Origin of the sequence: Vibrio aquaticus (genome assembly GCF_003970385.1) — a bacterium.
In the GTDB taxonomy this organism is placed as follows: Bacteria; Pseudomonadota; Gammaproteobacteria; order Enterobacterales; family Vibrionaceae; genus Vibrio; species Vibrio aquaticus.
This window is the reverse complement of the sequence record NZ_RXZH01000006.1, coordinates 193,383-219,274: the sequence shown is the minus strand read 5'-3', so window position 1 is coordinate 219,274 and position 25,892 is coordinate 193,383. Positions and strand designations below refer to the sequence as shown.

The following is a 25,892-nucleotide window of genomic DNA, read 5'->3' as shown; positions in this document are numbered from 1 at the left end:
GAACTGTAATATTACTGAAATATTTCCCCTCTAACATCGCCCTCAGTTTCAACAACAGACCAAAACAAAGACATTAACGGTCCACGGAGAAAATGATTATGAACCAAGCTACTACTTCAGCAGCGCCGATTTCGAGCACTACTCGCTGGTTGCGCTGGGCTAACTTGGCATTCATGTTGTACCTACTACTTCTAGCAGTATCTATGGTAGGCAGCGGTTTCAAATGGGCAACAGGCGATCAAGCTAAAGTCCTATTCGAATTTGCGTCTCACCCAGTAGCAGGTTTGATGATCGGTCTAGTCGCAACGGCGCTAATCCAATCTTCAAGTACAGTAACTTCAATTATCGTGGGCCTTGTTGCCGGCGGTCTTCCGGTGGAAACAGCTATCCCTATGGTGATGGGTGCAAACATCGGTACAACAGTAACCAATACTCTAGTTTCTTTAGGTCACGTTCGTTGTAAAGAAGAGTTTAAGCGTGCGTTTGCAAGTGCAACCATCCACGACTTCTTTAACCTACTAGCTGTCGCGATCTTCCTACCTATCGAAATGATGTTTGGTATTCTTGATAAGATCTCTCATTGGTTGGTATCACCATTCCTTGCGACTGGCGATATGAGCATCAAAGGTTTGAACTTCATTAAACCTCTGACTAAGCCTGTTGTCAGCGCAGTAAAAGAGCCGCTAGCAACATTTGGTGACCAAGTAGGTGGCATCATGCTAATCGTTCTGGGTATTGCGACTATCTTCGTTGCTATCACAGTGATGGGCAAACTGATGAAGAGCCTAATGGTTGGCCGAGCTCGTGAAATTCTGAAGAACGCAATCGGTCGTGGCCCAATCCACGGTATCTTCTCTGGCTCAGTAGTAACGGTACTTGTTCAGTCTTCTTCTACGACAACAAGTCTAATGGTTCCACTAGTAGGTTCAGGTGTTCTAAAAGTACGTGACGTTTACCCGTTCACTCTAGGTGCAAACATCGGTACTTGTATTACAGCACTGCTAGCAGCAACAGCAGTATCTGGTGAGTTCGCTGTGTTCGCACTACAGATTGCTCTGGTACACCTAGTGTTCAATATCATGGCAACGGTATTCATCTACGGCATTCCGTTCCTACGTGAACTCCCAGTGAAAGGCGCTGACCTTATCTCTGATATGGCAGTGAAGAACAAAGCAGTGGTAGCAGGTTACCTACTAGCCGTGTTCGTCGTACTACCAGGTACTATCCTAGCGCTAACAGCATAATAAAAAGTTAATTACACCATCGCTTGCTGGCCCTCAACGAAAGTTGGGGGCTTTTTTGTATGTGTTGAAAAGAGAATCACAGCCTTTAGAGGCTATCTGCTCACTCACTCTTCGTTCTATGGCGTGAACTCTGTTCGTTCAAGCGACCTCTGCAGCGCCATCCTCAAGAGGAGGAGCGTACGAGTTAGCGATCTCTTAAAATGAGTGGATAGCTCTTGGAAATACACTACTCGCTCTTTCGTCATTCTGGAATGACCAAAGTCCGTTGTTCCAGACACAAAAAAGCCGCCCTATCTAAGGCGGCTTTCTCAATCACTGCTTGGTATTACACCGAGAACGGATACTTAATCGCGTCATGGTGTTCGTAACCTTCAACCCAGAAATCATCCAACGTTACCCAAGTTTCTAAATCTTCGAGAGATTTAATCTCTGGGTTCATGTGGAAGGTTGGCGCTTTTAGAGGCTCACGCTTCAGCTGAATATCACGCATTGGTGCCAGTTGATCTTCATAGATATGAGCGTTAACTAGCTTGTGGTAAGCCACACCCGCTTTCTTACCGGTAATCTGTGCCATGATTGCCAAGAAGACGTAAACCTGAACCATATTGAAGTTAAGACCAAGAGGAACATCACATGAGCGCTGAGTGCTGTTTAAGTACAGTGTGTCACCTAATAGAGAAAAATGGTGGCTGTACATACAAGGGCGCAGGCATCCCATGTGAAATTCACCTGGGTTGTAAAAGTTTAAGATTTCACCACGGTCATCAACACCGCGCGTTAAATCATCGACAATTTTACGTAGCTGATCGATATGACCGCCATCTGGCTTAGCCCAAGCACGACCTTGTACGCCGTACACACGGCCCATGTCATCTTCACCCTTACGGTAAGGGTTATCCAGCCATGCTTCGTTTAGGTTTGCATTCGCATCCCACGTTTTGGTACCTAGCTTACGAAAATCTTCCGCATTGTCGTAACCACGAATATAACCAAGTAACTCCGCCACTGCCGCTTTCCAAAAGCTCTTACGCGTTGTCACCAGAGGGAATTGATTATTCGCAACATCATAAGTGAGGTCTGCATTGATAACCGTGAGGCAGCGTTTACCTGTACGTTCGTTTTCAATCCACTCACCTTGGTCAACGATTCGCTGACAGAGTTCTAGATACTGTTTCACACCAATTCCTTACTTCGTTTGTTGCGGTAATTCGTCTTTGTAGTGACCACGCTTATAAGCCCACGCGATCATTAGAGCGCCGATGATCACCATCGGTAGAGATAAGATTTGTCCCATTGAGATAAATCCACCAAATAGCCCTAAATGTGCATCTGGTTCACGTACGTACTCAACTAGGAAACGGAATGTACCATATCCTGCCAAGAATAGCCCTGATACTGCCCCAAGTGGACGAGGTTTCTTGATAAACCAGTTCAAGATGAAGAACAGCACAATGCCTTCTAGCAGCATTTCATATAACTGAGAGGGGTGGCGAGGCAGTGGACCACCATTAGGGAAGACAAATGCCCACGGCACATCCGTCACACGTCCCCACAGTTCACTGTTCATAAAGTTACCTAAGCGCCCCATACCAAGGCCAAATGGCACAAGCGGTGCGATGAAGTCAGCGACACCAAAAAACGTACGGCCATTTTTCTTGGCATACCAGAACATCGCTGAGATAACACCCAACAGACCACCGTGGAACGACATGCCTCCCGTCCACACTTTGAATAGATAAAGTGGGTCTTGTAAGAACAAGTCAAAGTTGTAGAACAAGACGTACCCAACACGTCCGCCAATCACCACACCAAGGAAACCAGCAAACAGCAAGTCAGACACCTGTTCGCGAGTCCAACCGCTGTCTGGCTTATCTGCACGGCGATTTGCAAGCCAAAGAGCAAAAGCAAAACCAACAAGGTACATTAAGCCGTACCAACGAATAGAAAGCGGACCAATTGAGACCAAAACTGGGTCTATATTCGGAAATGAAAGATATCCCTGAGACATAGGAGTATTACTCTTTAGAGGTTCAAATAATTATGATGGGTATAGATGAGAGTGCATCACAGTAACATAGTTCCTGCAACAAACATTAAAAACAGTGCAAAGATTTTTTTCAGCGTTGGCGTAGGTAAAGAGCTAGCCAGTTTCGCCCCGATTCGGGTAGTCATCATTGAGGTGGATGCAATCGCAATTAACGCCGGAAGATAGACATAACCAATGCTGTATTCAGGTAAGGAGTCGACTTTATAACCGTGGAGAATGAAGCCTAGCATCCCTGATACCGCAATCATAAACCCGCACACCGATGATGACCCGACGGCCTTACGCATTTCAATGCCATGACGATTTAGAAACGGAACAGACAACGACCCACCGCCAATCCCAGCAAGGCTCGACACCGTGCCGATTCCTGTTCCTATAAAGAGAGTGGCTGTATTACTTGGCATTGAGCGAGTCGTTTTTCCTTTAATCGAAAACAACATCTGCACAGCAAGGCAAAGCACAATGAGGCCAAATACTTTAGGAAGATATTGAGCGGGTATCCACTCTGCGGCTTTTGCCCCTAAAAAACCACCAACGACAACACCAGGCATAAGCCATTTGACGACATACATATCGACATTGCCAAGTCTAAAGTGATTGATAGCAGAAGAGCCAGAGGTGGCAATGATGGTAGCCAGAGACGTTGCCAATGCGATCTGCATACTGATCGATGGATCAATATTCGCCATAGGTAACATAAACAGCAAGGCAGGAACGACAATTAGCCCCCCACCTATACCTAACAAACCTGCCATGACACCAACAACAGCGCCAAGCACTAAACATGCAACAAGTAATTCAATCAGCACAATATGCCTTACTTCTTACCAGCTCGAATAAAGCCAGCAAAGCCTCTATCTTCAAAAAATGATTGCATCATAGTATATATGTCGCGGCCATACTGCTGCATCAAGGCTTTGTCAGCAAGTGCTTTGAGATCGTCGGTTTTTGTGTTGTGTAAGAGGTATTTTACTTTTGCAACGTTTGAGGTGTTCATACTCAAACTGCGATACCCGAGTCCAACCATCAACAATGCGCCCATTGGGTCACCAGCCAATTCACCACAAATACAAACAGGTAAGTTAAGTTGGTGACAGCTCGATAAAATATGACTGAGCGCCATGATCACCGAGGGGTGAAACGATTCATACACATCCGCTACTCGTGCATTATTGCGATCTACAGCCAGCATATATTGCGTTAAGTCGTTGGTGCCGATTGAAACGAAATCCACCTTACTGGCGATCAATGGCAGTAAATAGATCATTGAAGGCACTTCAATCATCACGCCAATTTGCGGCATACGAACTCGACTATCAAGCTCAGAAACTTCCTCGTACGCTCGTTCAATTAGAGCAATCGAATCATCAAGTTCTTGCGCGCCTGACACCATCGGCAACAAGATACTAAGATTTTGATGCTCAGCACTGGCTCGCATCATGGCACGAATCTGCATGAGGAAAATATCAGGGTGATCAAGCGTGAAACGTATGCCTCGCCAACCTAAGAATGGGTTATCCTCTTCGATAGGCAGGTACGGCAGCGCTTTGTCTCCACCGACATCCAGTGTACGCATCACCACACGCTTTTCTGGGTAAGCGTTAAGGACAGACTGATATTGATGTGTTTGTTCTTCTTCAGACGGGAATCGGTGCTGAAGTAAAAACGAAATTTCGGTCCGATAGAGTCCAACCCCGTCTACCCCTTGGTTAATCGCAATATTAGCATCGGCACTCAAGCCAGCATTGAGCATCACTTCAATGCGCTCACCATCTTTGGTCACCGCTGGTTGCTCGATACGTTGATTAACCATATTCGCCAATTCACGCTCTTCATTAGCGAGTGATCGATACTCACGTAACAACTGACGACTTGGCGAAACAAGGATCTTGCCGCTGTAACCATCAACAACACCGAGCTTTCCATTAACTGTTTTAGGGTTTAGGTTGGCCCCCATAACAGCAGGAATACCCAAGGCTCGAGATAGAATCGCTGCGTGGGAATTAGCGGCACCTTCTAGAGAGATAACGGCAAGCAGCATATCTTTCGGTACCGATGCCAATAGACTGGCGGTCAGTTCACGTACCACTAAGATCACTGGCTTTTCAATCACCTGGCGGTCTTGCGCTGTGTTGTGCAAAAAGAACAGTAACCTTTGGCCGAGCTCTCGTATGTCTTGCGCTCGCTCACGAAGGTAGACATCTGACATACGCGCAAAACGGTTTGAGTAAGATTCTACCACTTGGCGAAGTGCCCAATCTGCCCGGTCACCCTTCTGGATCTGCGCTTTTAAATCTTTACGCAGCATTGGGTCATTGAGCAAGTGAGTAAAAAGATCGAAGATCGCGAGCGCATCTTTATTGATTTCACTATCGAGCTTTTTCCGCATCCGACGGAAATCACTCAAAGCTTCTTCAATCGCAAGCAATAACCACTCTTGTTCTCGCTCAATATTCAACGTTGACGCCGGATAAACATTGGAGAGTTCGGGTTGAGTGTCATCCCACCATAATTCACCAATCGCGACACCAGAAGAAGCAGGAACACCACGAATCGCCTGTTGCTTTTTCTCTAGTCGCCATAAGCCTTGAGATTGAGCGTGAGTGATGATCACCGCTAACTGCGCGGCCAGCGTGACTAAAAAAGACTCTTCCATCTCGTTGAATAAACGAGGAGATTTTTGTTGTACCACCAGCACCCCAAGCACCTGCTTGCGGTAGATAATAGGGGTACCAAGGAAGCTGTGGTAAATCTCTTCACCCAGCTCGGAGAAGTATTTGAAATGAGGGTGTTTGGAAGCTTCTGCTAAGTTGAGAGGCTCTGCACTGCGCTTAACCAATCCAACTAAGCCTTCACTAAAGCGAATGTGGATTTTGTCGCCTTTGAAACGCAGCCCTTGAGTCGCCATTAACTCTAAGCGCTGCATCTCTTCGTTCGCTAGATAGACAGTACAACACTCAGTGCTCATGGCACTGCATGTCTGCTTTACGAGAATATCTAAGGCTTGATGAACTTCATCGACTTTAGATACTTGTTCAACTATTTCCCTTAGCTGAGAAAGCATGCCTATCCTCTTCGGTGCTTACGTTTACCTTTAGTTTTGCGTTCTTTAAATGGCATTGCCATTGATGCAAACTCTTTCATCGCTCGACGATAAACGTCACGCTTAAAAGAGACCACTTGTCGCACCGGGTACCAATAACTTACCCAACGCCAACCATCAAATTCAGGGGAACTACCACGCTGCATATTGATACGCGATTCATCGCAATCTAAACGCAGTAGAAACCATTTCTGTTTTTGGCCTATACAAACAGGCTTTGAATCCCAACGAACCAGACGTTTTGGCAGTTTATACCTTAACCAATGACGACTTGTCGCAACGATCTTTACGTCTTTTTTAGTAAGACCTACCTCTTCGTATAACTCCCGATACATTGCTTGTTCAGGGTTTTCCCCTTCATCTATGCCACCTTGGGGAAATTGCCAAGAGTGTTGTCCGTATCGTTTTGCCCAGAAGACCTGACCATGGCTGTTACAGATTACAATTCCGACATTTAAGCGGTAACCATCGCCATCTATCACTGGCCAACCTCTAATAAATTCTTAATTACTGTGATTTTTCCACATATCCCCAGTCGGAGCAAACTTACTAGTGTGACTCATACAGAAAATATGACTCAACACCTCACCTTTGGATAAGTTTTAATCAAAACCAAGGTTACTCACATTATTGTGAGACATAGACCACATTTATTCACCTTTTCTGTGCATAACCATGTGAAGAATCAATGAGAAAGTGATCAATAAGCGAACAAGCAAAGAATATCGTTCAGTTAAAACATTCCACAAAAACAAATAAATATTTAAATAACAATAACTTAAATTGATTAAAATTTACATAACTCTGGCAAAGCGCTATAGAAAAACACCCCAACTCAGATCGGTTAAAGATCAACCAACAAGACATTTATCCACATTGGCATGAGCAAATTTGATATTCAACCTAAAATATCAACTGCTTTATTGGCTTAAAACCACTGTTAATTCATACATATCCAACATTTTGCGATTATTTTCCTGACAAGCCTGTGGATAACCCTTTGCTCGATGATCTTTTCGCCACTCTGATCAATCTTAGTACAGTCGATATTTGCATAAATTCCGTTACAATAACCGCAACTTCCTCCGCTCACTAAAGCTGATATGAAAAGCGAACCAAGATCCGAACAAGAATTGTTAGAAAGAGCGATGAACATTGCAGGTATGAGCTTTCAAGAACTGGCTGATGAAGCCAATATTGATGTGCCACCAGATCTACGCCGAGATAAAGGTTGGGTTGGTCAGCTTTTAGAGTGGCACTTAGGGGCAACGGCAGGCAGTAAACCAACGCAGGACTTCGAACAACTCGGAATCGAATTAAAAACCATCCCGATCAGTTATACCGGTAAACCTCTTGAAACAACCTTTGTCTGTGTTGCACCACTTGTTGGCGTTCATGGTTTAACGTGGAAAAGCAGTCACATTCGCAACAAACTATCCCGAGTATTGTGGGTGCCTGTAGAAGGTGAAAGAGAGATTCCACTTGCTGAGCGTCATGTAGGTTCCCCCTTGATCTGGTCACCCAGTGAAGAAGAAGAACAACAGCTCAAAACGGATTGGGAAGAGCTCATGGAAATGATCGTACTCGGCCAAGTTGAGCAGATAACGGCCAGACATGGTGAAGTCTTACAACTACGCCCAAAGGCAGCAAATAGCCGAGTTTTAACAGAAGCGTATGGCGCCAGTGGCAAACCGATCAAAACGCTTCCGCGAGGCTTTTATTTACGCACCCAATTTACAGCCCGCATTTTAGAGCAGCATTTTATCTAATGCGTCATCAACGATAACTCCACATCATGGTAGAGCTCCCCATTATCTGAACCGAATTCATCATAAGCATTGTGCAAACGCAGGTAAGCTCTCTCAACTCCCAACCGAATCAGCTCTTCTTTTACGAGTTCTAAGGAATCAAAATGAACAGGCTCATCATCAATCTTGATTGGCTCTAATTTATGTTTGTACTCCACAGCCAAGAGATACTGAGATAAATCTGAACAACCAATCACAAACACTTTGGGTGGTTGGTAGGTTTCTTTATGATGACTATGAATCCACTTATCTAACTGACTTTTCTGCATAACTCACCTCCATAAAACAGTATTAGCCAAGTTATTCAATTTTGCGAATTTGTTATCTCATACCTTTCATAAAGTGCAGCAGATCACCTATAGTGGGATTTGTTCGTTAGCGAAGACAAGGAAGATCTATGCAATACAACAAGTTACCTCACTCAACTCTTGAACTAAGCAAGATCTGCCTTGGCACGATGACGTTTGGTGAGCAAAACACACAACAAGAAGCCTTTAGTCAGCTAGATTATGCGTTAGAACGTGGGGTGAATTTTATTGATACCGCAGAAATGTACCCCGTTCCTCCACAAGCCAAAACGCAAGGGTTAACAGAGCAATACATCGGTAATTGGCTAGCAAAATCAGGCAAACGAGAAAAAGTTGTGCTCGCAACAAAGGTGGCAGGCCCGCGCAATGTGCCGTACATCCGAGATAATATGAGTTTGGATAGAAAAAATATCCACTTAGCCATTGATGAGAGTCTTAAACGACTACAAACCGACTACGTCGACCTCTATCAACTCCATTGGCCACAGCGCCAAACTAACTGCTTTGGTCAGCTCAACTACCCTTACCCAGACGCACAAGAAGAAGTCACCTTGATCGAAACGCTTGAAGCCCTCGCGGAATTGGTCAAAGCAGGGAAAATACGCTACATCGGCGTATCCAATGAGACGCCATGGGGAGTCATGACACTACTGCGTCTCGCTGAGAAACATGAACTGCCTAGGATTGTCTCTATTCAAAATCCATACAACTTGCTCAATCGAAGTTTTGAAGTGGGATTATCAGAGATCAGCCACTACGAAGGCGTTCAGCTATTAGCTTATTCACCCCTCGCGTTTGGCTGCTTAAGTGGTAAATACTTGGAAGGTGCTCGCCCTAATGGCGCGCGTTGCTCTCTATTTGAACGCTTTGTTCGCTACTTCACACCACAAGGTATTCAAGCAACCGAAGCTTATGTCAACTTAGCCAGAGAGCATGGGTTAGACCCAGCTCAAATGGCCCTGGCATTCGTCAATCAGCGTCCGTTTGTCGCATCCAACATCATTGGAGCGACAAACTTGGAACAATTAAAATCAAACATTGATAGCTTGGATGTCGTGTTAACCGATGAATTGCTTCAGGGGATTCAAGAGATTGGGACGACTTACTCCAACCCTTGTCCATAACTTGCCGGAAATAACCAGCATTAAAGAATTCGGGGCAGGTGAAGCAACCTGCCCCTTTTGGTTACGTCAATATTCGCGCACTGAGGACACGGCGAAGGTGACGTACACGACGTTCGGCTTTCACGCTGTCTGGTTCACTGAAACCAATTGGACGCCCATCTTGCTCTAAACCAATGTCTCGCAATAGATGTGCATTATCCCAAGGAATGTCATAAGCACTACGTCGAAGTTTTCGTTTCCATTCACGTTCTTCACGTTTTAGATCAGCCTTTACTAAGACGGTGGCAAGCTTTAGATATACAGAATGACTCATGAGTTTTCTCCAGTTGAGTGCAAGCTGGGAAAAGATCAACGAATACAAAAAGAAAGGTGCATTAATTCGCTGCTTTTCCGCAGCCAATTAATAAAAGAGGTTACGGATTAATTACATGTGTTTGTTTAGGTTACGATCGGCCATGGCAGTGGTACGTTTAGAAGTACCATTGGTAGGCATGAAGCGATCGACAGACGCACAGATAAATGATTGAACAGTGATATGTTTCATTGTGCGCCTCCTAGCTAATGTATTAATCCAAATAAAATTGAGGGTATGAACCTGAGCTCATGGTTAAATTCTAATCACAATGGTTATTTATTCAACCCCTTTTTTGCCTACAAAAGAAAAACAATTTATTTACCTAAAAACAACCAAACTAAACTTGAAGTTATAAGACATTCACACTGGTTATATAACATTAGTAGTGAATAATTTTATAAAAACAAAAAAGCCACATTAAACATAACGTGGCTTTTCTATTACAAAACATAAAGTTAGGCTGGGACGTCTGAAATCAAATTATGCTTGTTCAATAAACGATACATTGTTGCACGTGATACACCCAGCTCCTTCGCGGCCATAGAAACTTGACCGGCATGAGATTCTAGAACCAATAGCAATGCATCACGCTCACTACGCTCACGGATACTCTTCAAGCTGCGGCGGCTATCGCTACGTTTTGGCAAGTCGAGGTGTTCTTCATCCAACATCACCGTATCAGACATCAAAACAATACGCTTAATCTGATTCATCAGCTCACGCACATTACCAGGCCAATGATAGCGAGTTAGAGCTCGAGCCGCTTCTTCTGTGAAGCTACGAGCTTGAGCATTGTACTCCTTTGAATATTCCTGTAAGAAGTGACGTGCCAAAATCGCAATGTCACCAGCACGCTCTTTCAAGCTTGGTACATTAATTCTCAGTACATTGATGTAATGATAAAGCTCTTCATTGAAATCACCGTCAATCAGCGCTTTTTCTATGTCTGCGGAATTGGCTGCCAGTACACGCACATCCACCTCTCGGCGACCTGAAGCGGTATCGACCATCCCCTCTTGAAGAAAGCGCAGCAGGTTTATCTGCTGAGATTTCGGTAACGTCAGAATATCGTTGAGTAAAATCGTCCCGCCGTCGGCTCTCTCTAGGATAGAGGGTTCACTGCGATCTTCGCGGTTGATACCAAACAGATCGCTTTCAATACGCCTTTCAGACATTGCTCGACAGTTGACCGAGATAAACTCTTTGTTGGCACGAGCCGAAGTTTTGTGAACAGCGCGAGCAACCGTCTCTTTACCGGTACCACTTTCACCATAAATAAGAATAGAAACGTCCGTTGGACCAATACGTTTAATCTGATCACGTAAACGCTTAAGCGGCATGGAGTCACCAATTAAGCCCATATCACTCTGGTTACCGTAGTGAGGCCAGACTTTTTTCTCAAGCTTGAGCATCCCTAGCTGGTGACCAATCGTGCTGAGTAACTGAGCATCTGGAATCGGCGCGGTAAAGAAATCGATACAGAAGTTTACGATAAACTGGCAGATGGTGTCTGAGCTAAGCTGAGATTCACGGATAAAAGCTAGCCAGCGCACCTGCTTGTGCTTGCTAACCAAATTGGCAATCCCGTTTAAACTAAATTCATCGTGGCTAAGGTCAACAATACCGATACAAGGGCCTGTCTCAGTAAATAACTCATCCGCTTTACGCAAATCCGCACACTGGGTACATCTCCAACCAACTTGTTCTAATACTGATAACCAAGGCTCATAGGTTCCCCCCACGACAACTAACGAACCTGGAACGGAATCCATTCGGAATTGACTACCCATGAAGCGAGTTCCTTATTATTGATAACGTAAATAATGCGCACTCGAAAGCACATGAAACATTTATGTGGTTACATTATAGAGACTCGGCGAGAGAATCTGTCTCAATAATAAGACTAGCGACTCAATTGACTATTTTCCAGAAGTTGTGGGAGAGGATTCAAAGTAATTTGTGATTTATTTGTGTTTTTCAATCACTTACAGAACATCATTTTTTAATGCTCGCAATTTTTGTGCGAGTTTCTCGCAGTGCCAGAAGTGCATTAAACAATGATTGACGAGAGGCTTTGTCGAAGCTTTCCTTATGGTGACGAAACATAATTGAGAATCCTTAGTTCAATTAAATGATTAATTTACAGAATACACAACCGTATAAGATCATCAAGCGTTTTATTTTGACCTTCTAAAACGCGACAGGCCCGATCGATATAGGCCATCAGCTAGAAACAAAAAAAACCACCCGAAGGTGGCTTTTCAAATCGTCTATTTCTCTCGCTTACGCTTGCGGGCGCATCGCTGGGAATAGAATCACGTCACGGATTGTGTGCGTGTTAGTAAATAGCATTGCTAGGCGATCGATACCGATACCCTGACCTGCTGTTGGCGGTAGACCGTGCTCTAGTGCAGTAATGTAGTCTGCATCGTAGTACATTGCTTCATCATCACCAGCATCTTTCGCGTTAACTTGCGCTTTGAAACGCTCGTCTTGGTCTTCTGCATCGTTAAGCTCTGAGAAGCCGTTCGCTACTTCACGGCCACCGATAAAGAACTCGAAGCGGTCAGTGAAGAATGGGTTGTCATCGCTACGACGTGCTAGTGGAGAAATGTCCGCTGGATAGCCAGTGATGAACGTTGGTTGGATTAGCTGAGGCTCAGCCGTTTCACCAAAGATCTCTTCAAGAAGCTGACCACATGTCCAGAATGTTTCTACTTCCACATGTACAGATTTCGCGATGGCTACCATCTTCTCACGGTCTTGTAGATCCGCTTCTGTTAGTGCTTGAATTTCAGCATGGTCTGGGTTGTATTGCTTGATAGCATCGAACATGCTTAGACGTGCGTAAGTGCCACCAAATTCAACCGTTTCATCACCGTAAGGCATAGACGTTGAACCAAGAACATCCATTGCGACTGTGCTTAGCATCTCTTCTGTCAGATCCATCAGATCTTTGTAGTCAGAGTACGCTTGGTAGAATTCCATCATAGTGAATTCTGGGTTGTGACGCGGAGAAAGACCTTCGTTACGGAAGTTACGGTTGATCTCGAATACACGGTCAAAACCACCTACTACTAGACGCTTAAGGTAAAGCTCAGGTGCAACACGTAGGTACATGTCGATGTCTAGTGCATTGTGGTGAGTGATGAATGGACGAGCCGTTGCACCACCTGGGATCACGTGCATCATTGGCGTTTCAACTTCTAGGTAGCCTTTTGAGCTCATGAAGTTACGGATAGCCGATACAAGCTTAGAACGGATGATGAACGCTTCACGTGAATCTTGGTTCACGATCAGGTCAACGTAACGCTGACGGTAACGCATCTCTTGGTCAGTTAGACCGTGGAACTTCTCTGGAAGTGGACGAAGTGCTTTCGTTAGCAGCTCGTAAGATTCCATGTTCACGTAAAGGTCACCTTTACCTGACTTGTGAAGTGCACCTTTAACACCGATGATGTCACCGATATCTAGGCCTTGGTATTTCTCTTTCAGCTCTTTTTGAACATCTTTTGCTGCGTATGCTTGGATACGGCCAGATGTTTCTTGGATTGCTAGGAATGGACCACGCTTAGCCATTACACGACCAGCGATTGCAACAACGTGGTTTAACTCTTCTAGCTCTTCCTTCGTCTTTTCACCGAATTCCGCTTGAAGATCGCCTGCTAGGTGCTCACGGCGGAAATCATTTGGGTGACCGTTTGCTTTGCAGTTCTGGCGGATATGGTCCAGTTTGCTACGACGCTCAGCGATCAGCTTGTTTTCTTCTTGTTGGTTTTCGTTTTGAACAGCATCAGTCATTTTCGATGTATCCTGTTTTTCGTTAGTAACGAGTGTTTTTTCGGTGAAAAGCTTACAGGCCTGATTTCAGGCTAGCTTCGATAAATTTGTCTAAGTCGCCGTCTAAAACCGCTTGAGTATTGCGGTTTTCTACGCCTGTACGTAGATCTTTGATGCGTGAGTCATCAAGTACGTAAGAGCGGATTTGGCTACCCCAACCGATGTCAGATTTTGCATCTTCATTTGCTTGCTTCTCTGCATTCTGCTTTTGAATCTCTAATTCAAACAGTTTTGCACGAAGCTGCTTCATCGCTTGGTCTTTGTTCTTATGCTGAGAACGATCATTCTGACATTGAACCACAGTATTTGTTGGAACGTGAGTAATACGTACCGCAGATTCCGTGGTGTTAACGTGCTGACCACCGGCACCTGATGCACGGTATACGTCAATACGTAGGTCAGAAGGGTTAATGTCGATGTCGATGTTGTCATCAATCTCTGGGTAGATAAACGCAGAAGCAAACGAAGTATGACGACGACCGCTCGAGTCAAATGGCGATTTACGAACTAGACGGTGAACACCAGTCTCAGTGCGTAACCAACCGTAAGCGTATTCGCCAGAAATCTTAACCGTTGCGCCTTTAAGGCCTGCAACTTCACCTTCTGATACTTCGATAACCTCAGTCTTAAAGCCTTTCGCTTCAGCCCAACGAAGGTACATACGTAGCATCATTGAAGTCCAGTCTTGCGCCTCTGTACCACCTGAACCTGACTGCAAGTCGATGTAGCAGTCTGATGCATCGTGGTCGCCAGAGAACATACGGCGGAATTCAAGTTTCTCTAGCTTCGCTTCTAGCTCTGCCAGTTCCGGTTCGATTTCGTCAAACGTTTCTTGATCTTCTTCTTCAACCGCAAGTTCTAAAAGACCATCAACGTCTTCAACACCTTGCTCAAGTTGATCAATCGTCTCTACAACCGCTTCTAATGCAGAACGTTCTTTACCTAGCGCTTGCGCACGTTCAGGCTCGTTCCATACATCCGGTTGTTCTAGTTCTGCGTTGACTTCTTCTAGACGCTCTTGTTTAGCGTCATAGTCAAAGGTACCCCCTCAGGACATTTGTGCGCTCAGACACGTCCTTCAGGCGGTTTTTAATAGGATTGATTTCAAACATGTTTGCTCAACATTTATGAGTAGAATTTAACCGGAGAATTGTACTCAAAAGTGTGATGAAGATACAGATTTTTTTTGCAGGCGAATAAAAATCCACCGATATAAAAAATCCCCTGTCACGCCTTACGCGACAGGGGATCATTGATTCAGCTTTACTGATTGATTATGCCGTTTCTTCTGCTAGCTCCGGCTGCTCAGATTTGCCAACAAAAAGCATCGCGATCATTGCCACAACCGTCGGTAGTAGCCAGCCCATACCAATATCAAACAGTGGTAGCATGTTCAATGCAGACACATCCACACCCGCTACTTTTGCTGCATCAATAAGAGCAAATAGCAATGATACTAGAATAACCACACGGTACGCCGCTTTGGGATTTGGCAGCATCTTACGAATAAACGTCAGGGCAACCAAAGCAATCGCAACTGGGTAAAGTGCAAATAGAACTGGAACAGACAAAGCAATCAGTTGAGATAGACCTACATTTGCTACCGTCGCACACGCTACACCGTTAATGATGACCCAAGTCTTGTATGACATTGGCGTTAGCGAGCTAAAGTAATCAGAACACGCTGAAATAAGACCAATCGCTGTCGTTAGACACGCCAGAAGTACAATCACAGACAGAACGATTTGACCGTAAGGACCAAACAGAGATTGTACATAAAGGCTAAGTACAACACCGCCGTTGTCTGCGCCTGCTGCGACTGCCGAGCTGGTTGCGCCCAAGTAGAACAGTGAAACGTACACAAACGTTAGACCAGCTGCTGCAATACATGCCGCACTGATTAGGTACTTCGCTGTTGGTTTTTGCTCAGTAATGCCTTTTTGGCGCAATGCATCAACGATCAGTACACCAAACATCAGTGAACCAAACGTATCCATAGTGTTATAGCCTTCAAGGAAACCTTTTTGCAGTGGGTGCGTTAGGTATTCACCTTGCGCTGCGATCATTTCACCTTGTGGGTCAATAAATACCGCTGCCGCTAGAATAATCAGGCCGATGAAAAGAACTGGCGTCAACACTTTACCAATCACATCAATCAGTTTGCCTTGTGACCACGCGAAGAACATCGCAACAGCAAAGAAAAGAATAGAGAAGATCGTTAGGTGAGCTTGCGTCGCATCAATAAAGAATGGTTTTACCGCCATCTCATAAGCCACTAGGCCAGTACGAGGCGCGGCAAACGCAGGACCGATAATAATAAAGATCAGCACCGCCATTACCATCGCAGCACGCTTTGGCAGATCTTTTGTTAAATGTTCCCACGTTCCACCAGCCACTGCGATAGCAACGATAGTAATAAGAGGTAGACCTACCGCAGTGAGAAGGAAGCCTGTCATTGCAGGAAGAAGGTTATCACCTGCAAGCTGACCCGCTAGAGGTGGAAAAATGATGTTACCTGCACCTAAAAAGAAAGCGAAAAGCATAAAGCCTACCGCAATAATATCTGTTAGTTTTAAAGTCTGATTCACAGTCGACCCTTGAGTTATTATTGATGTGATGTTGTGTATGCTGAGTAGTACAAAACAATGTCCACTCTATAAAATTTAGGCGCGCATAATGACGAAATCCTGATTGAGTGGCAAGTCACAGACAAAAAACGCCATATAAATTTACATAAAACGTTTAAATGCAGCATATATCACTAGTCATATAAAAATAACCAGCCCGATTAACTAACCAAGTTTTGCTACAAACCCAAAACAAGCAGAATAAATAACCAAACAATTATTTAACAACAGATCATTTAACTCAAAATAACAACAAGTACCGACAAACATAAAATCTTATGAAAAAGACAAAAAGCTTTGATTTTAAACAGTTCAAAATTGAAGGTGGTTACTCAGGCATGCCGGTCAGTACGGACGGTGTCCTTCTCGGAGCCTGGGCAAACATTGAACAAGCGAAGACGTTACTGGATATCGGGACCGGTACTGGGCTACTCAGTTTGATGTGCGCGCAGCGAAATTCTCTGGTGAATATAGAAGCGATTGATATTGACCAACATGCTTTAGAAGCGGCTAAATTCAATTTTGAACAATCACTTTGGTCAGAGCGATTAACACTGAATGATGGCGATATTCTCTGCCACAATTTCGAGCATTCGTTTGATGCTATTATTTGTAACCCACCTTATTTTAATAACGGGGAACAAGCGCAAGCGAAAAGCCGAGCGACAGCAAGACACACAGACTCCTTGCGCCACGATGATCTTTTAAAGCGTTGTATGTCACTGCTCAATGAGCAGGGCACAGCCAGCTTTGTACTACCAAAAGTAGAAGGGGAAATTTTTGTTGAATTAGCAAAGCAACAAGGCTGGGTGGTTCAACGTCTGTGTTATGTGAAACCGACTGAACGCAAAGAAGCCAATAGACTATTGATTCAAATAGGAAAAAACGGCAACAGAACAGAGTGTAGTGAACTTACTATCCATCACAACGGCAGCTACAGCGACGAGTTTGTCGCACTGACCCAAGCCTTTTATCTTAAGATGTAAAAATAAGGTGTGATCCTTATCACCGAACGCTCTATAATACGACCCCTTAAATTTGAAGCTCACACCAACTCGCTTGTGGAGACCCATAGTGATCAGAAATTTCGCTGAATTAGAGTTAGACCCTAACCTACTCCTCGCCATTGAAGAAATGGGTTATGACCGCCCAACACAGATTCAAGCTGAAGCTATTCCACAAGCTTTAGATGGTCGTGATGTACTTGCATCTGCGCCAACTGGGACAGGTAAAACAGCGGCGTTCGCATTACCAGCACTGCAGTTTTTACAAGACTTCCCTCGCCGCAAGCCTGGTCCTGCTCGTATTTTGATCCTGACTCCTACTCGCGAATTAGCGATGCAAGTTGCTGATCAAGCGCGAGCACTGGCTAAGCACACAAACTTAAAGATCTTCACCATCACGGGTGGTGTTCAATACCAAGAACACGCAGATATCCTTGCAAAAACCCAAGATATCGTGGTTGCAACACCAGGACGTTTGATGGAGTACATCCGAGCAGAACGCTTTGATTGTCGTGCGATTGAGTGGTTAATTCTTGATGAAGCAGACCGCATGCTAGACATGGGCTTTGGCCCAACCGTCGATCGCCTGTCGAATGAGTGTCGCTGGCGTAAACAAACCTTACTGTTCTCAGCTACGCTTGAAGGTAAAGGTGTTGAGGGTTTCACCGCCGATCTACTCAAAGATCCAGCTGAAATCGATGCCGAGCCATCACGTCGTGAACGTAAGAAGATTTCTCAGTGGTATCACCGCGCGGATGATGCGAACCACAAACTAGAACTTCTGAAGAAGATCATTACCGATCAAGCAGAACGCTCTATCGTGTTCTTAAAAACGCGCGAGCGTCTTGCAGAGCTTCGTGCTGAACTAGAAAAGGCGCAAATCCCTTGTTCTTGGATTCAAGGCGAAATGCCACAGGATCGCCGTAACAATGCGATTTCACGCTTCCGTGATGGTACGGTTAACGTACTACTTGCGACAGACGTTGCCGCGCGTGGTATCGACCTGCCTGACGTAAGCCATGTTATCAACTACGATATGCCACGCAGCGCAGACGTCTATCTACACCGCATTGGTCGAACGGCTCGTGCTGGTAAGAAAGGTAATGCGGTATCTATTGTTGAAGCGCATGACCAACCAATGCTTGATCGCGTCGCTCGCTACGTAAAAGAAGACATCAAAGAGCGCTTCATTAAAGAGATGCGCCCTAAACACAAAAAACCTGTGTTTAAGAAAAAGAACAAAAAGAAAGACGACAAAAAGAAAGTAGCGGCAAAAGGTAAGAAGAAAGTCGCTAAGAAGAAAAAGTAACGTCTTGATTCGATAAAACTGAAAAGGGTTGATGTGAAAGCATCAACCCTTTTTTATTCAATCATAGTAAGACTCGTCATCCTCAAGAGTGAGGTACGAACGAGTTGGGGAGCTCATCAAGATAGCGACTTGTTTTAAGAGATTCCTTACTCACTCCTTCGTCGTTCTAAGGAATGACGCGCATATATTCAAGCTCAGACAGGCTCGTCATCCTCAAGAGTGAAGAACGAGCGAGTTGGGGATCTCATCGAGATAGCGACTCGCTTTGAGAGATTCCTTACTCACTCATTCTTCGTTCTAAGGAATGACGGCCTAAAAAATACCGCCTTAATAAGGCGGTATTTCAGAAACGATTCATCAAAGCATTTGTTGTGAGAGCAAGGCGACAAGTAAACTCAGCCTTGGGAGCGTAGTGCGCTACGTGACTAAGGTGAGTTTACGCTGTCAACGCCGCTATCGCAGCAAAGGCACAGAAGATTAGTGTTCGCGAGTCGCGCGAAACTCAACCTCTGGAAAACGCTCTTTCGCTAGATTTAGGTTCACCATCGTTGGTGCGATGTACGACAGGTTATCGCCACCATCTAGTGCTAGGTTAGCTTGGTTCTTACGCTTAAACTCTTCTAGCTTCTTCACATCGCCACACTCTACCCAACGTGCTGTTGCAACGTTCACACCTTCGTAGATTGCTTCTACGTTGTATTCTGCTTTTAGACGCGCAACGACTACATCAAACTGAAGCACACCAACTGCACCTACGATTAGATCGTTATTTTGTAGCGGACGGAATACCTGTACCGCACCTTCTTCAGAAAGCTGAACCAAACCTTTGAGTAGCTGCTTCTGCTTCAATGGATCTTTTAGACGAATACGACGGAACAGTTCTGGAGCGAAGTTGGGAATACCTGAGAACTTCAACGCTTCGCCTTGAGTGAAGGTATCACCAATTTGGATTGTGCCGTGGTTGTGCAGACCGATGATGTCACCTGCATACGCATTTTCAGCACGAGAACGGTCACCCGCCATAAAGGTAACCGCATCAGAAATACTGACTTTTTTACCTGTACGAACGTGGTTCATCTTCATACCTTGCTTGTAGGTACCTGATACGATACGCATGAAAGCAATACGGTCACGGTGTTTCGGGTCCATGTTTGCTTGAATCTTGAATACAAAACCAGAGAACTCTTCTTCGTTCGCTTCAACATCACGCTCAACCGCTTGACGGTTTTTAGGTGCTGGCGCCCACTTTGTTAGGCCATCTAGCATGTGGTCTACACCGAAGTTGCCCAATGCAGTACCAAAGTAAACTGGCGTGAGTTCACCGGCTAGGAACAATTCATGATCGAACTCAGGACATGCGCCCATAACGAGTTCTAGTTCGTCACGTACGCTTGCTGCGAGGTCTTCACCGACTTGTTCATCAAGTTCTGGGTTATCTAGACCTTTGATGATGCGAACGTCTTGGATCTCGTGACCGTGGCCTGATTCATACAGAATCGTTTCATCACGGTGAATGTGGTAAACACCTTTAAATTCTTTACCACAGCCGATCGGCCAAGAGATTGGCGCACATGCCATACCAAGCTCGCTTTCTACTTCATCTAGAACTTCCATTGGATCACGAACGTCGCGATCCAATTTGTTCATGAAGGTGACGATTGGTGTATCACGTAGACGCGTTACTTCCATCAGCTTACGAGTACGGTCTTCGACACCTTTTGCGGCATCGATAACCATTAGACATGAGTCAACCGCTGTTAGGGTACGGTAGGTATCTTCCGAGAAGTCTTCGTGTCCTGGAGTATCGAGTAGGTTTACCAAGCAATCGTTGTATGGAAACTGCATTACCGACGTTGTTACCGAGATACCACGCTCTTTTTCCATCTCCATCCAGTCAGATTTCGCATGCTGAGCGTTACCACGGCCTTTAACCGTACCTGCTTTTTGGATTGCGTTTCCGAATAACAGTACTTTTTCAGTAATGGTCGTTTTACCCGCATCCGGGTGAGAGATGATAGCGAACGTTCTACGCTTAGATACTTCGCTAAGAAAAGGAGTATTTGACATGAAAGGGTCTTCTTCTGTCTAGGAGCCATATCGAACAAGTCACAATAATGGCTCTATCTGTTCGATTCAATTTTGCGCGGTATTTTCGCTTATATTGTTCTGTGGGGCAACTTCATCCATGAAATTGAGCGAAAAAGTGTTTCTAGAACGCTACAAATTAAAATATCAATAAATATGGACTATAACTAAAGGAGTAGAAGGAGCTTATCTCGACTATGGCTGAAAACAAAAAAATAAACTCACTCGCGTTTAGACAAGCCAAAACAGTATTCCTAGTATCCGTTATCTTAGGGATCGGCTTTAGTTTGTACCATATCTTGGTGGATGTTCATCAGGAGCAGCAGCGCATTGAAGAGCATTATCAGTTTAAGCTATTACAGAACTACTCAAATGCCAGTCAAGCCGCTTATCACCTTAATCAGCTCCTCGCAGAACAAGTGGCCTCTAGTTTAATGATGGACAGCGCCATCTATAAAGTGCAAATCATCGATGACTTTGGCGATACCCTCACCGAGAAAGAAAAAAATATCTCTCTACAGGGTGATTTTGCTGAAGCGCTGTCCAGTTATCTAACACCGACAACACCAATCTATACTTCTGACCTTCATCAGCCTAACTCTAATGTGGTGGTTGGCACGTTAAGTTTTTCCGTTAACGGCTCTTACATTGCGCGGGATTTCATTGCTAAGACGACGCAGATATTGCTGTTTGACCTATTTAGAAACATCCTGCTCACCTCTATTTTACTGCTGTTCTTTTATCAGAAGTTATCAAAGCCTCTCGTCACTTTGATTGAGTGGGTTCGTTCATTACAAAATAGCAATCGTGATGTTCCACCGCCAACACTCTATCGGGATGACGAACTCGGTCATTTAGCCAAGACCTTCCATAGTTTGTGGAAAGACCGTGAAGCCGCTGCAGTTCAATTGAATCAACTCGCCTACTATGACTCGTTAACTGGCCTTGCCAATCGAAGCCTATTACTTCAAACCTTGGAAGAATCAATCACAACAGCAAGCAAGAACAACCAAGTGGGTGCGCTGTTTTATCTCGATTTAGATCGATTTAAGACAATTAACGATTCACTGGGTCACACCATTGGGGATCATCTCATTAAAGCCATTTCAATGAGGATAGAAGCTTGGTTGCAAGGATCTTTTACCGCAGCGAGAATTGGCGGGGATGAGTTTGCGATCCTATTACCTGATGTGACCACAGAACGCGCCCATGATTTAGCCCAACAGCTCCTCGCACTTATCTCCAATCCCTACTCGATTGATGATCACCAACTTTACTGCACCGTGAGTGTTGGCATTGCCGTTTTCCCATCCGTGGGCAGCACGAACATCGATGTACTTCGTCAGGCGGATACCGCGCTATACCGTGCTAAAGTTGCTGGCCGGAACAAATACATGTTCTACGAGCCCGAAATGCAAGCGCAAGTCGAATCTTTCCTTGAGATAGAAAAAGGACTGCATGAAGCGCTCAATAATGGTCAACTTGAACTTTATTACCAGCCCCAAGTGGACGACAAGCATCATATTATTGGTGTCGAAGCCTTAATTCGCTGGAACCACCCAACGAAAGGAGTGCTGCCTCCTGGTGTGTTCATGCCAATAGCAGAAGAAACTGGGCAGATATTGCAGATCGGTAACTGGATCATTGAACAAGCCTGCTACCAATATGCCAACTGGAAAAAGCAAGGCGTGCTGCCAGATACGTTCAGACGTCTGGCCATTAACATCAGCCCTTTACAGTTTTCGCAGAGCTCTTTTGTTGAGCACATTGTCGATTCAATGACACAAGCAGGCATTGATGGTCAGCACATTGAGTTGGAGATTACTGAGAACTTACTTCTGGAAAATATCGAAGGCGCCGTACAGAAAATGGCTGAGCTGAAAGAACATAACCTGAAAACGTCCATTGATGACTTCGGTACAGGTTATTCTTCGCTGCGTTACCTCAAACACTTATCGGTCGATGTATTGAAGATTGATCGCTCTTTTGTCACCCAATTACACTTAGACGAAAGTGACCAAGCAATTGTTGATACCATCATCATGACAGCAAGGCGTTTGAACTTGGAAGTGATTGCAGAAGGGGTAGAAGATGCACATGAGTTATACGCGCTCAAACAACTAGGCTGTGATCAATTCCAAGGTTACTTATTTGATAAGCCACTTCCCGCTTCTGAAGTGCAGCGGCGCTTTGAAGAAAATTACTACCCTGTTGAAGAGCCTACGCCAATAAAAGCGGTGCAAAAATAGCTTAGAAGAAGATGTAACTCATAATAATGGCGTCTTCTTTGCCATTGGGTGTTGGGTAGTAGTTGCGACGGCGATCTACTTCATTAAAACCAACAGCTTCATATAAGTCAGCAGCACGCTGATTACTTTCTCGGACCTCTAACCAGGCACTATCTGCGTTTTCTTTCTCACATAGATCTAGAAATGCCTCGATCAAGACCTTCCCATATCCTTTACCCTGCATGGCTGGATCCACGGCAATATTGAGCAGCGTGACTTCACCCACAATGTTTTGAGCGTAAAAGTAGCCAACAACTCGACCTTCAGTGACTAAGACGTGGTGACGAGCTCCTCGACTATTCACGTCTCGAATCATTGTTTCAGACCAAGGATGAGAGTGGGCGGAACATTCGATGCGAAAGACCTGTTCGAGGTGTTCTTCGCTTAATGGAAAAATAGAATCTATCATGATTGGTAAGAGCATATTTGTTGCCAAAGAGCGCGGCGTTGTTCGTTGTTGCCATCAATACCCGAGAGCAATGGGGAAGTGAGAACTTTACTCGCGACTCCATCCACTCCTTCACAGCCAGCAAACCATACCCACTCTAAATTAGTAGGGGTTAGTTGAGCGATTTGATCGGGGTGAAGGTGATAAGTATCCGACAAGGAGAGCTGCATACTCTTTAGTACGCGTTCAAGCAATTCTGCTGTACGATTTTTCGGATATTCAGGAGACACCAACAAGAGTTTACATGACGCTTGCAAACTGAACTTTGGCGCTTGGTAGCCTTGCAATCTTTCTGGGTGACTCAGTTCATAACACTGAATCCCCATTTCTTGTAAATACTGTAACTCGTGTTGTGGCATAAGGAGTCGTCACTGGTGTAAACGAGGCAATCCTAACACAAAAGTCAGAGGCACTATGAAACATTTCATCACTATTTTACTGTCATCTCTCGTTCTATTTACCGCAACACAAGGTTACGCCAAAGAGGCTGAGGGTTGGGTTCTGGTCAGCGATAAAGTGGTTAATTACAAATCAGAAACCGATACGGTTGAGCCTCTTGCTTATGTCAGCGAACGTAACTTCAGCAAACTAAAAATCAAAGTTGTTCAAGGAACGGTGAACCTCAAAGAATTGGTTGTGACGATGTCTGATGGCTCAACGAAAGACCTCAAATCAATGGGAACACTAACAAAAGGTATGTCGACTCGAGCATGGACACTACCCGGTGACGAGAACGCAAAATTTAAGAAGTTAGATATGACTTATGACAGCTGGGGCAGCAATACACTGAGTGCTGTTGGTCTGAGTAAAAAAGCCAAGATTGAGGTGTGGGGCAAAAAACGTACTAGCGAAGAATAAGCGCCTTCCGCTCCAATATACGAAAAAGAGCCACTCAAACAGTGGCTCTTCTCATATACAGTAATGAGGTTAACGAAGCTTAAAAGCTCGCTTTTACCGCATCAGCAATTTTTAACGCCGATGATTGCACAAGCTCTGCGTCTTCACCTTCTACCATCACGCGAATCAAAGGTTCTGTACCCGACTTACGCAGCAGCACTCGGCCTTTATCACCTAATTCAGCTTCCACTTCTTGTGTTGCGACTTTCACCGCATCCGCTTCAAGTGGGTTTGAATCCCCTTCAAATCGAACGTTCTCAAGAACTTGTGGGTATAACGTCATACCTTGTGACAGATCGTGCAGTGACATTTCGCTACCAACCACCGATGCCAGTACTTGCAGTGCAGCCACAATCGCATCACCCGTCGTCACCTTATCTAGCAAAATAACGTGACCTGAGTTTTCAGCACCAATCTTCCAGCCTTTCGCTAAAAGCTGTTCCATCACATAACGGTCACCGACGGCAGCACGAACAAATGGAATACCGAGCTGCTTAAGACCATTTTCCATACCAAGGTTAGTCATGAGTGTACCCACGACACCGCCTTTTAATTCACCGCGGCGCAGTGCATCACGGGCAATGATATAAGCAATTTGGTCACCATCAATCTTGTTACCAAGGTGATCAACCATAATGATGCGGTCACCATCACCATCAAACGCTAAACCAAGTACTGCCCCTTCTTCAACCACGCGTTTTTGCAGTGCGCGAACATCCGTAGCGCCAACTTCATGGTTGATGTTCGTACCATTTGGTTCAACACCCATCGCGATAACGTCAGCGCCAAGCTCGCTAAATACCGCTGGAGCAATGTGGTAAGTCGCACCGTGAGCACAGTCGACAACGATCTTTTTGCCTGCAAGGCTTAAGTCGTGTGGGAAGGTGCTTTTACAAAATTCAATGTAACGACCAGCCGCATCATTCAAGCGAGTCGCTTTACCCAGCATCGCTGATTCAACACATTCAATGTCTTTGTCCAGTTCAGCTTCAATCGCAAGCTCAATATCATCAGGCAGCTTTGTCCCTTCAGATGAAAAGAATTTGATGCCATTGTCGTAATAAGGGTTATGAGAAGCCGAAATCACAATACCCGCTTCGGCGCGGAACGTTTGTGTCAGGTAAGCGACAGCAGGAGTTGGCATAGGCCCAGTGAAGGTTGCTTTTAGACCCGCTGCAGCAAGGCCGGCTTCCAGCGCTGATTCAAGCATGTAGCCAGAGATACGTGTATCTTTACCAATGATCACTTTCTTCGTGCCTTGCTTGGCTAAAACCCGCCCTGCAGCCCAGCCCAGCTTCAAAATAAAATCAGGAGTAATTGGGTACTGACCCACTTTGCCACGAACACCATCGGTTCCGAAATAACGTCTTTGATTAGACATGATGATTCCTTTTTCTTTTTCACC

General features: G+C 45.0%; 22 protein-coding genes. 7 read left to right on the top strand and 15 right to left on the bottom strand.

The annotated features are described in order from the left end of the window. The first annotated feature begins 98 nt into the window (after positions 1 to 98). Positions 99 to 1,244: a Na/Pi symporter gene (locus EJ063_RS14545; RefSeq protein ID WP_126575082.1), complete on the top strand. Its 1,146-nt coding sequence runs from the start codon at positions 99 to 101 to the stop codon at positions 1,242 to 1,244. A gap of 325 nt (positions 1,245 to 1,569) precedes the next feature. Here the strand turns inward: EJ063_RS14545 and EJ063_RS14540 are convergent, their stop codons facing one another. From EJ063_RS14540 to rppH, 5 genes are read right to left on the bottom strand one after another with little or no spacing between them, the layout of a single operon-like run. Continuing rightward, on the bottom strand, positions 1,570 to 2,421 hold the full coding sequence (locus tag EJ063_RS14540; RefSeq protein ID WP_126575081.1) for a thymidylate synthase: 852 nt from the start codon (positions 2,419 to 2,421) through the stop codon (positions 1,570 to 1,572). 9 nt (positions 2,422 to 2,430) lie between these two features. Next, a complete protein-coding gene (lgt, locus tag EJ063_RS14535) occupies positions 2,431 to 3,252 on the bottom strand; it encodes a prolipoprotein diacylglyceryl transferase (RefSeq protein ID WP_126575080.1) in 822 nt (273 codons plus the stop codon). Positions 3,253 to 3,308: 56 nt separating this feature from the next. Then, the gene (locus EJ063_RS14530) at positions 3,309 to 4,100 is read right to left on the bottom strand and encodes a sulfite exporter TauE/SafE family protein (protein WP_126575079.1); all 792 of its coding nucleotides are present in this window, start codon (positions 4,098 to 4,100) and stop codon (positions 3,309 to 3,311) included. Positions 4,101 to 4,108: 8 nt separating this feature from the next. Continuing rightward, on the bottom strand, positions 4,109 to 6,355 hold the full coding sequence (ptsP, locus tag EJ063_RS14525; RefSeq protein WP_126575078.1) for a phosphoenolpyruvate--protein phosphotransferase: 2,247 nt from the start codon (positions 6,353 to 6,355) through the stop codon (positions 4,109 to 4,111). 2 nt (positions 6,356 to 6,357) lie between these two features. Continuing rightward, positions 6,358 to 6,876, bottom strand: a complete 519-nt coding sequence (gene rppH, locus EJ063_RS14520) for an RNA pyrophosphohydrolase (protein WP_126575077.1) — start codon at positions 6,874 to 6,876, stop codon at positions 6,358 to 6,360. 621 nt (positions 6,877 to 7,497) lie between these two features. Between rppH and mutH the strand changes: the two genes are divergently transcribed. Then, positions 7,498 to 8,163: a DNA mismatch repair endonuclease MutH gene (mutH, locus tag EJ063_RS14515; protein WP_126575076.1), complete on the top strand. Its 666-nt coding sequence runs from the start codon at positions 7,498 to 7,500 to the stop codon at positions 8,161 to 8,163. On the opposite strand, the gene EJ063_RS14510 is transcribed toward mutH, so the two are convergent. Further along, positions 8,160 to 8,471, bottom strand: a complete 312-nt coding sequence (locus EJ063_RS14510; protein WP_126575075.1) for a DUF6482 family protein — start codon at positions 8,469 to 8,471, stop codon at positions 8,160 to 8,162. The two genes, mutH and EJ063_RS14510, sit on opposite strands and share 4 nt — an antisense overlap. A gap of 128 nt (positions 8,472 to 8,599) precedes the next feature. Between EJ063_RS14510 and EJ063_RS14505 the strand changes: the two genes are divergently transcribed. Further along, positions 8,600 to 9,634 carry an NADP(H)-dependent aldo-keto reductase gene (locus tag EJ063_RS14505; RefSeq protein WP_126575074.1) on the top strand — a complete coding sequence of 345 codons (1,035 nt, stop codon included), beginning with the start codon at positions 8,600 to 8,602 and terminating at the stop codon, positions 9,632 to 9,634. 61 nt (positions 9,635 to 9,695) lie between these two features. Here the strand turns inward: EJ063_RS14505 and EJ063_RS14500 are convergent, their stop codons facing one another. From EJ063_RS14500 to brnQ, 5 genes are all read right to left on the bottom strand, one after another. Further along, positions 9,696 to 9,947 (bottom strand): DUF1127 domain-containing protein, encoded by a 252-nt coding sequence (locus tag EJ063_RS14500; RefSeq protein ID WP_126575073.1) that lies wholly within the window; start codon positions 9,945 to 9,947, stop codon positions 9,696 to 9,698. A gap of 497 nt (positions 9,948 to 10,444) precedes the next feature. Beyond that, a complete protein-coding gene (vpsR, locus tag EJ063_RS14495; protein WP_126575072.1) occupies positions 10,445 to 11,779 on the bottom strand; it encodes a cyclic-di-GMP-binding transcriptional regulator VpsR in 1,335 nt (444 codons plus the stop codon). Positions 11,780 to 12,272: 493 nt separating this feature from the next. After that, positions 12,273 to 13,790: a lysine--tRNA ligase gene (lysS, locus tag EJ063_RS14490; RefSeq protein ID WP_126575071.1), complete on the bottom strand. Its 1,518-nt coding sequence runs from the start codon at positions 13,788 to 13,790 to the stop codon at positions 12,273 to 12,275. A gap of 52 nt (positions 13,791 to 13,842) precedes the next feature. Next, positions 13,843 to 14,941 (bottom strand): peptide chain release factor 2 gene (prfB, locus tag EJ063_RS14485; RefSeq protein WP_126575070.1). Its coding sequence is split into 2 segments (ribosomal slippage): positions 13,843 to 14,865 and positions 14,867 to 14,941, totalling 1,098 coding nucleotides; the frame shifts between segments, so codons are not numbered across the junction. Between the two features lie 162 nt (positions 14,942 to 15,103). Next, a complete protein-coding gene (gene brnQ / locus EJ063_RS14480) occupies positions 15,104 to 16,417 on the bottom strand; it encodes a branched-chain amino acid transport system II carrier protein (RefSeq protein WP_126575069.1) in 1,314 nt (437 codons plus the stop codon). A gap of 317 nt (positions 16,418 to 16,734) precedes the next feature. Between brnQ and EJ063_RS14475 the strand changes: the two genes are divergently transcribed. Both EJ063_RS14475 and srmB read left to right on the top strand, forming a co-directional pair. Continuing rightward, complete coding sequence (locus EJ063_RS14475) at positions 16,735 to 17,442, top strand: tRNA1(Val) (adenine(37)-N6)-methyltransferase (protein WP_126575068.1); 708 nt, start codon at positions 16,735 to 16,737, stop codon at positions 17,440 to 17,442. Between the two features lie 88 nt (positions 17,443 to 17,530). Next, a complete protein-coding gene (gene srmB, locus EJ063_RS14470) occupies positions 17,531 to 18,769 on the top strand; it encodes an ATP-dependent RNA helicase SrmB (RefSeq protein ID WP_126575067.1) in 1,239 nt (412 codons plus the stop codon). Between the two features lie 477 nt (positions 18,770 to 19,246). Here the strand turns inward: srmB and prfC are convergent, their stop codons facing one another. Beyond that, a complete protein-coding gene (gene prfC, locus EJ063_RS14465; RefSeq protein ID WP_126575066.1) occupies positions 19,247 to 20,836 on the bottom strand; it encodes a peptide chain release factor 3 in 1,590 nt (529 codons plus the stop codon). 215 nt (positions 20,837 to 21,051) lie between these two features. Between prfC and EJ063_RS14460 the strand changes: the two genes are divergently transcribed. After that, positions 21,052 to 23,103: a putative bifunctional diguanylate cyclase/phosphodiesterase gene (locus tag EJ063_RS14460; RefSeq protein WP_126575065.1), complete on the top strand. Its 2,052-nt coding sequence runs from the start codon at positions 21,052 to 21,054 to the stop codon at positions 23,101 to 23,103. Between the two features lies 1 nt (position 23,104). Here EJ063_RS14460 and rimI read toward each other — a convergent pair whose 3' ends face one another. Together rimI and EJ063_RS14450 are read right to left on the bottom strand one after the other, a co-directional pair. After that, positions 23,105 to 23,551, bottom strand: a complete 447-nt coding sequence (gene rimI, locus EJ063_RS14455) for a ribosomal protein S18-alanine N-acetyltransferase (RefSeq protein ID WP_126575118.1) — start codon at positions 23,549 to 23,551, stop codon at positions 23,105 to 23,107. After that, complete coding sequence (locus EJ063_RS14450) at positions 23,548 to 23,949, bottom strand: DNA polymerase III subunit psi (protein WP_126575064.1); 402 nt, start codon at positions 23,947 to 23,949, stop codon at positions 23,548 to 23,550. Before EJ063_RS14450 ends, rimI begins: the two co-directional genes overlap by 4 nt. 55 nt (positions 23,950 to 24,004) lie before the next feature. Here EJ063_RS14450 and EJ063_RS14445 point away from each other — a divergent pair, with 55 nt between their 5' ends. Next, positions 24,005 to 24,448 (top strand): DUF2541 family protein, encoded by a 444-nt coding sequence (locus EJ063_RS14445; RefSeq protein WP_126575063.1) that lies wholly within the window; start codon positions 24,005 to 24,007, stop codon positions 24,446 to 24,448. A gap of 79 nt (positions 24,449 to 24,527) precedes the next feature. Here EJ063_RS14445 and glmM read toward each other — a convergent pair whose 3' ends face one another. Further along, positions 24,528 to 25,868, bottom strand: coding sequence for a phosphoglucosamine mutase (glmM, locus tag EJ063_RS14440; protein ID WP_126575062.1), 1,341 nt, complete (start codon positions 25,866 to 25,868; stop codon positions 24,528 to 24,530). Positions 25,869 to 25,892 lie beyond the last annotated feature (24 nt).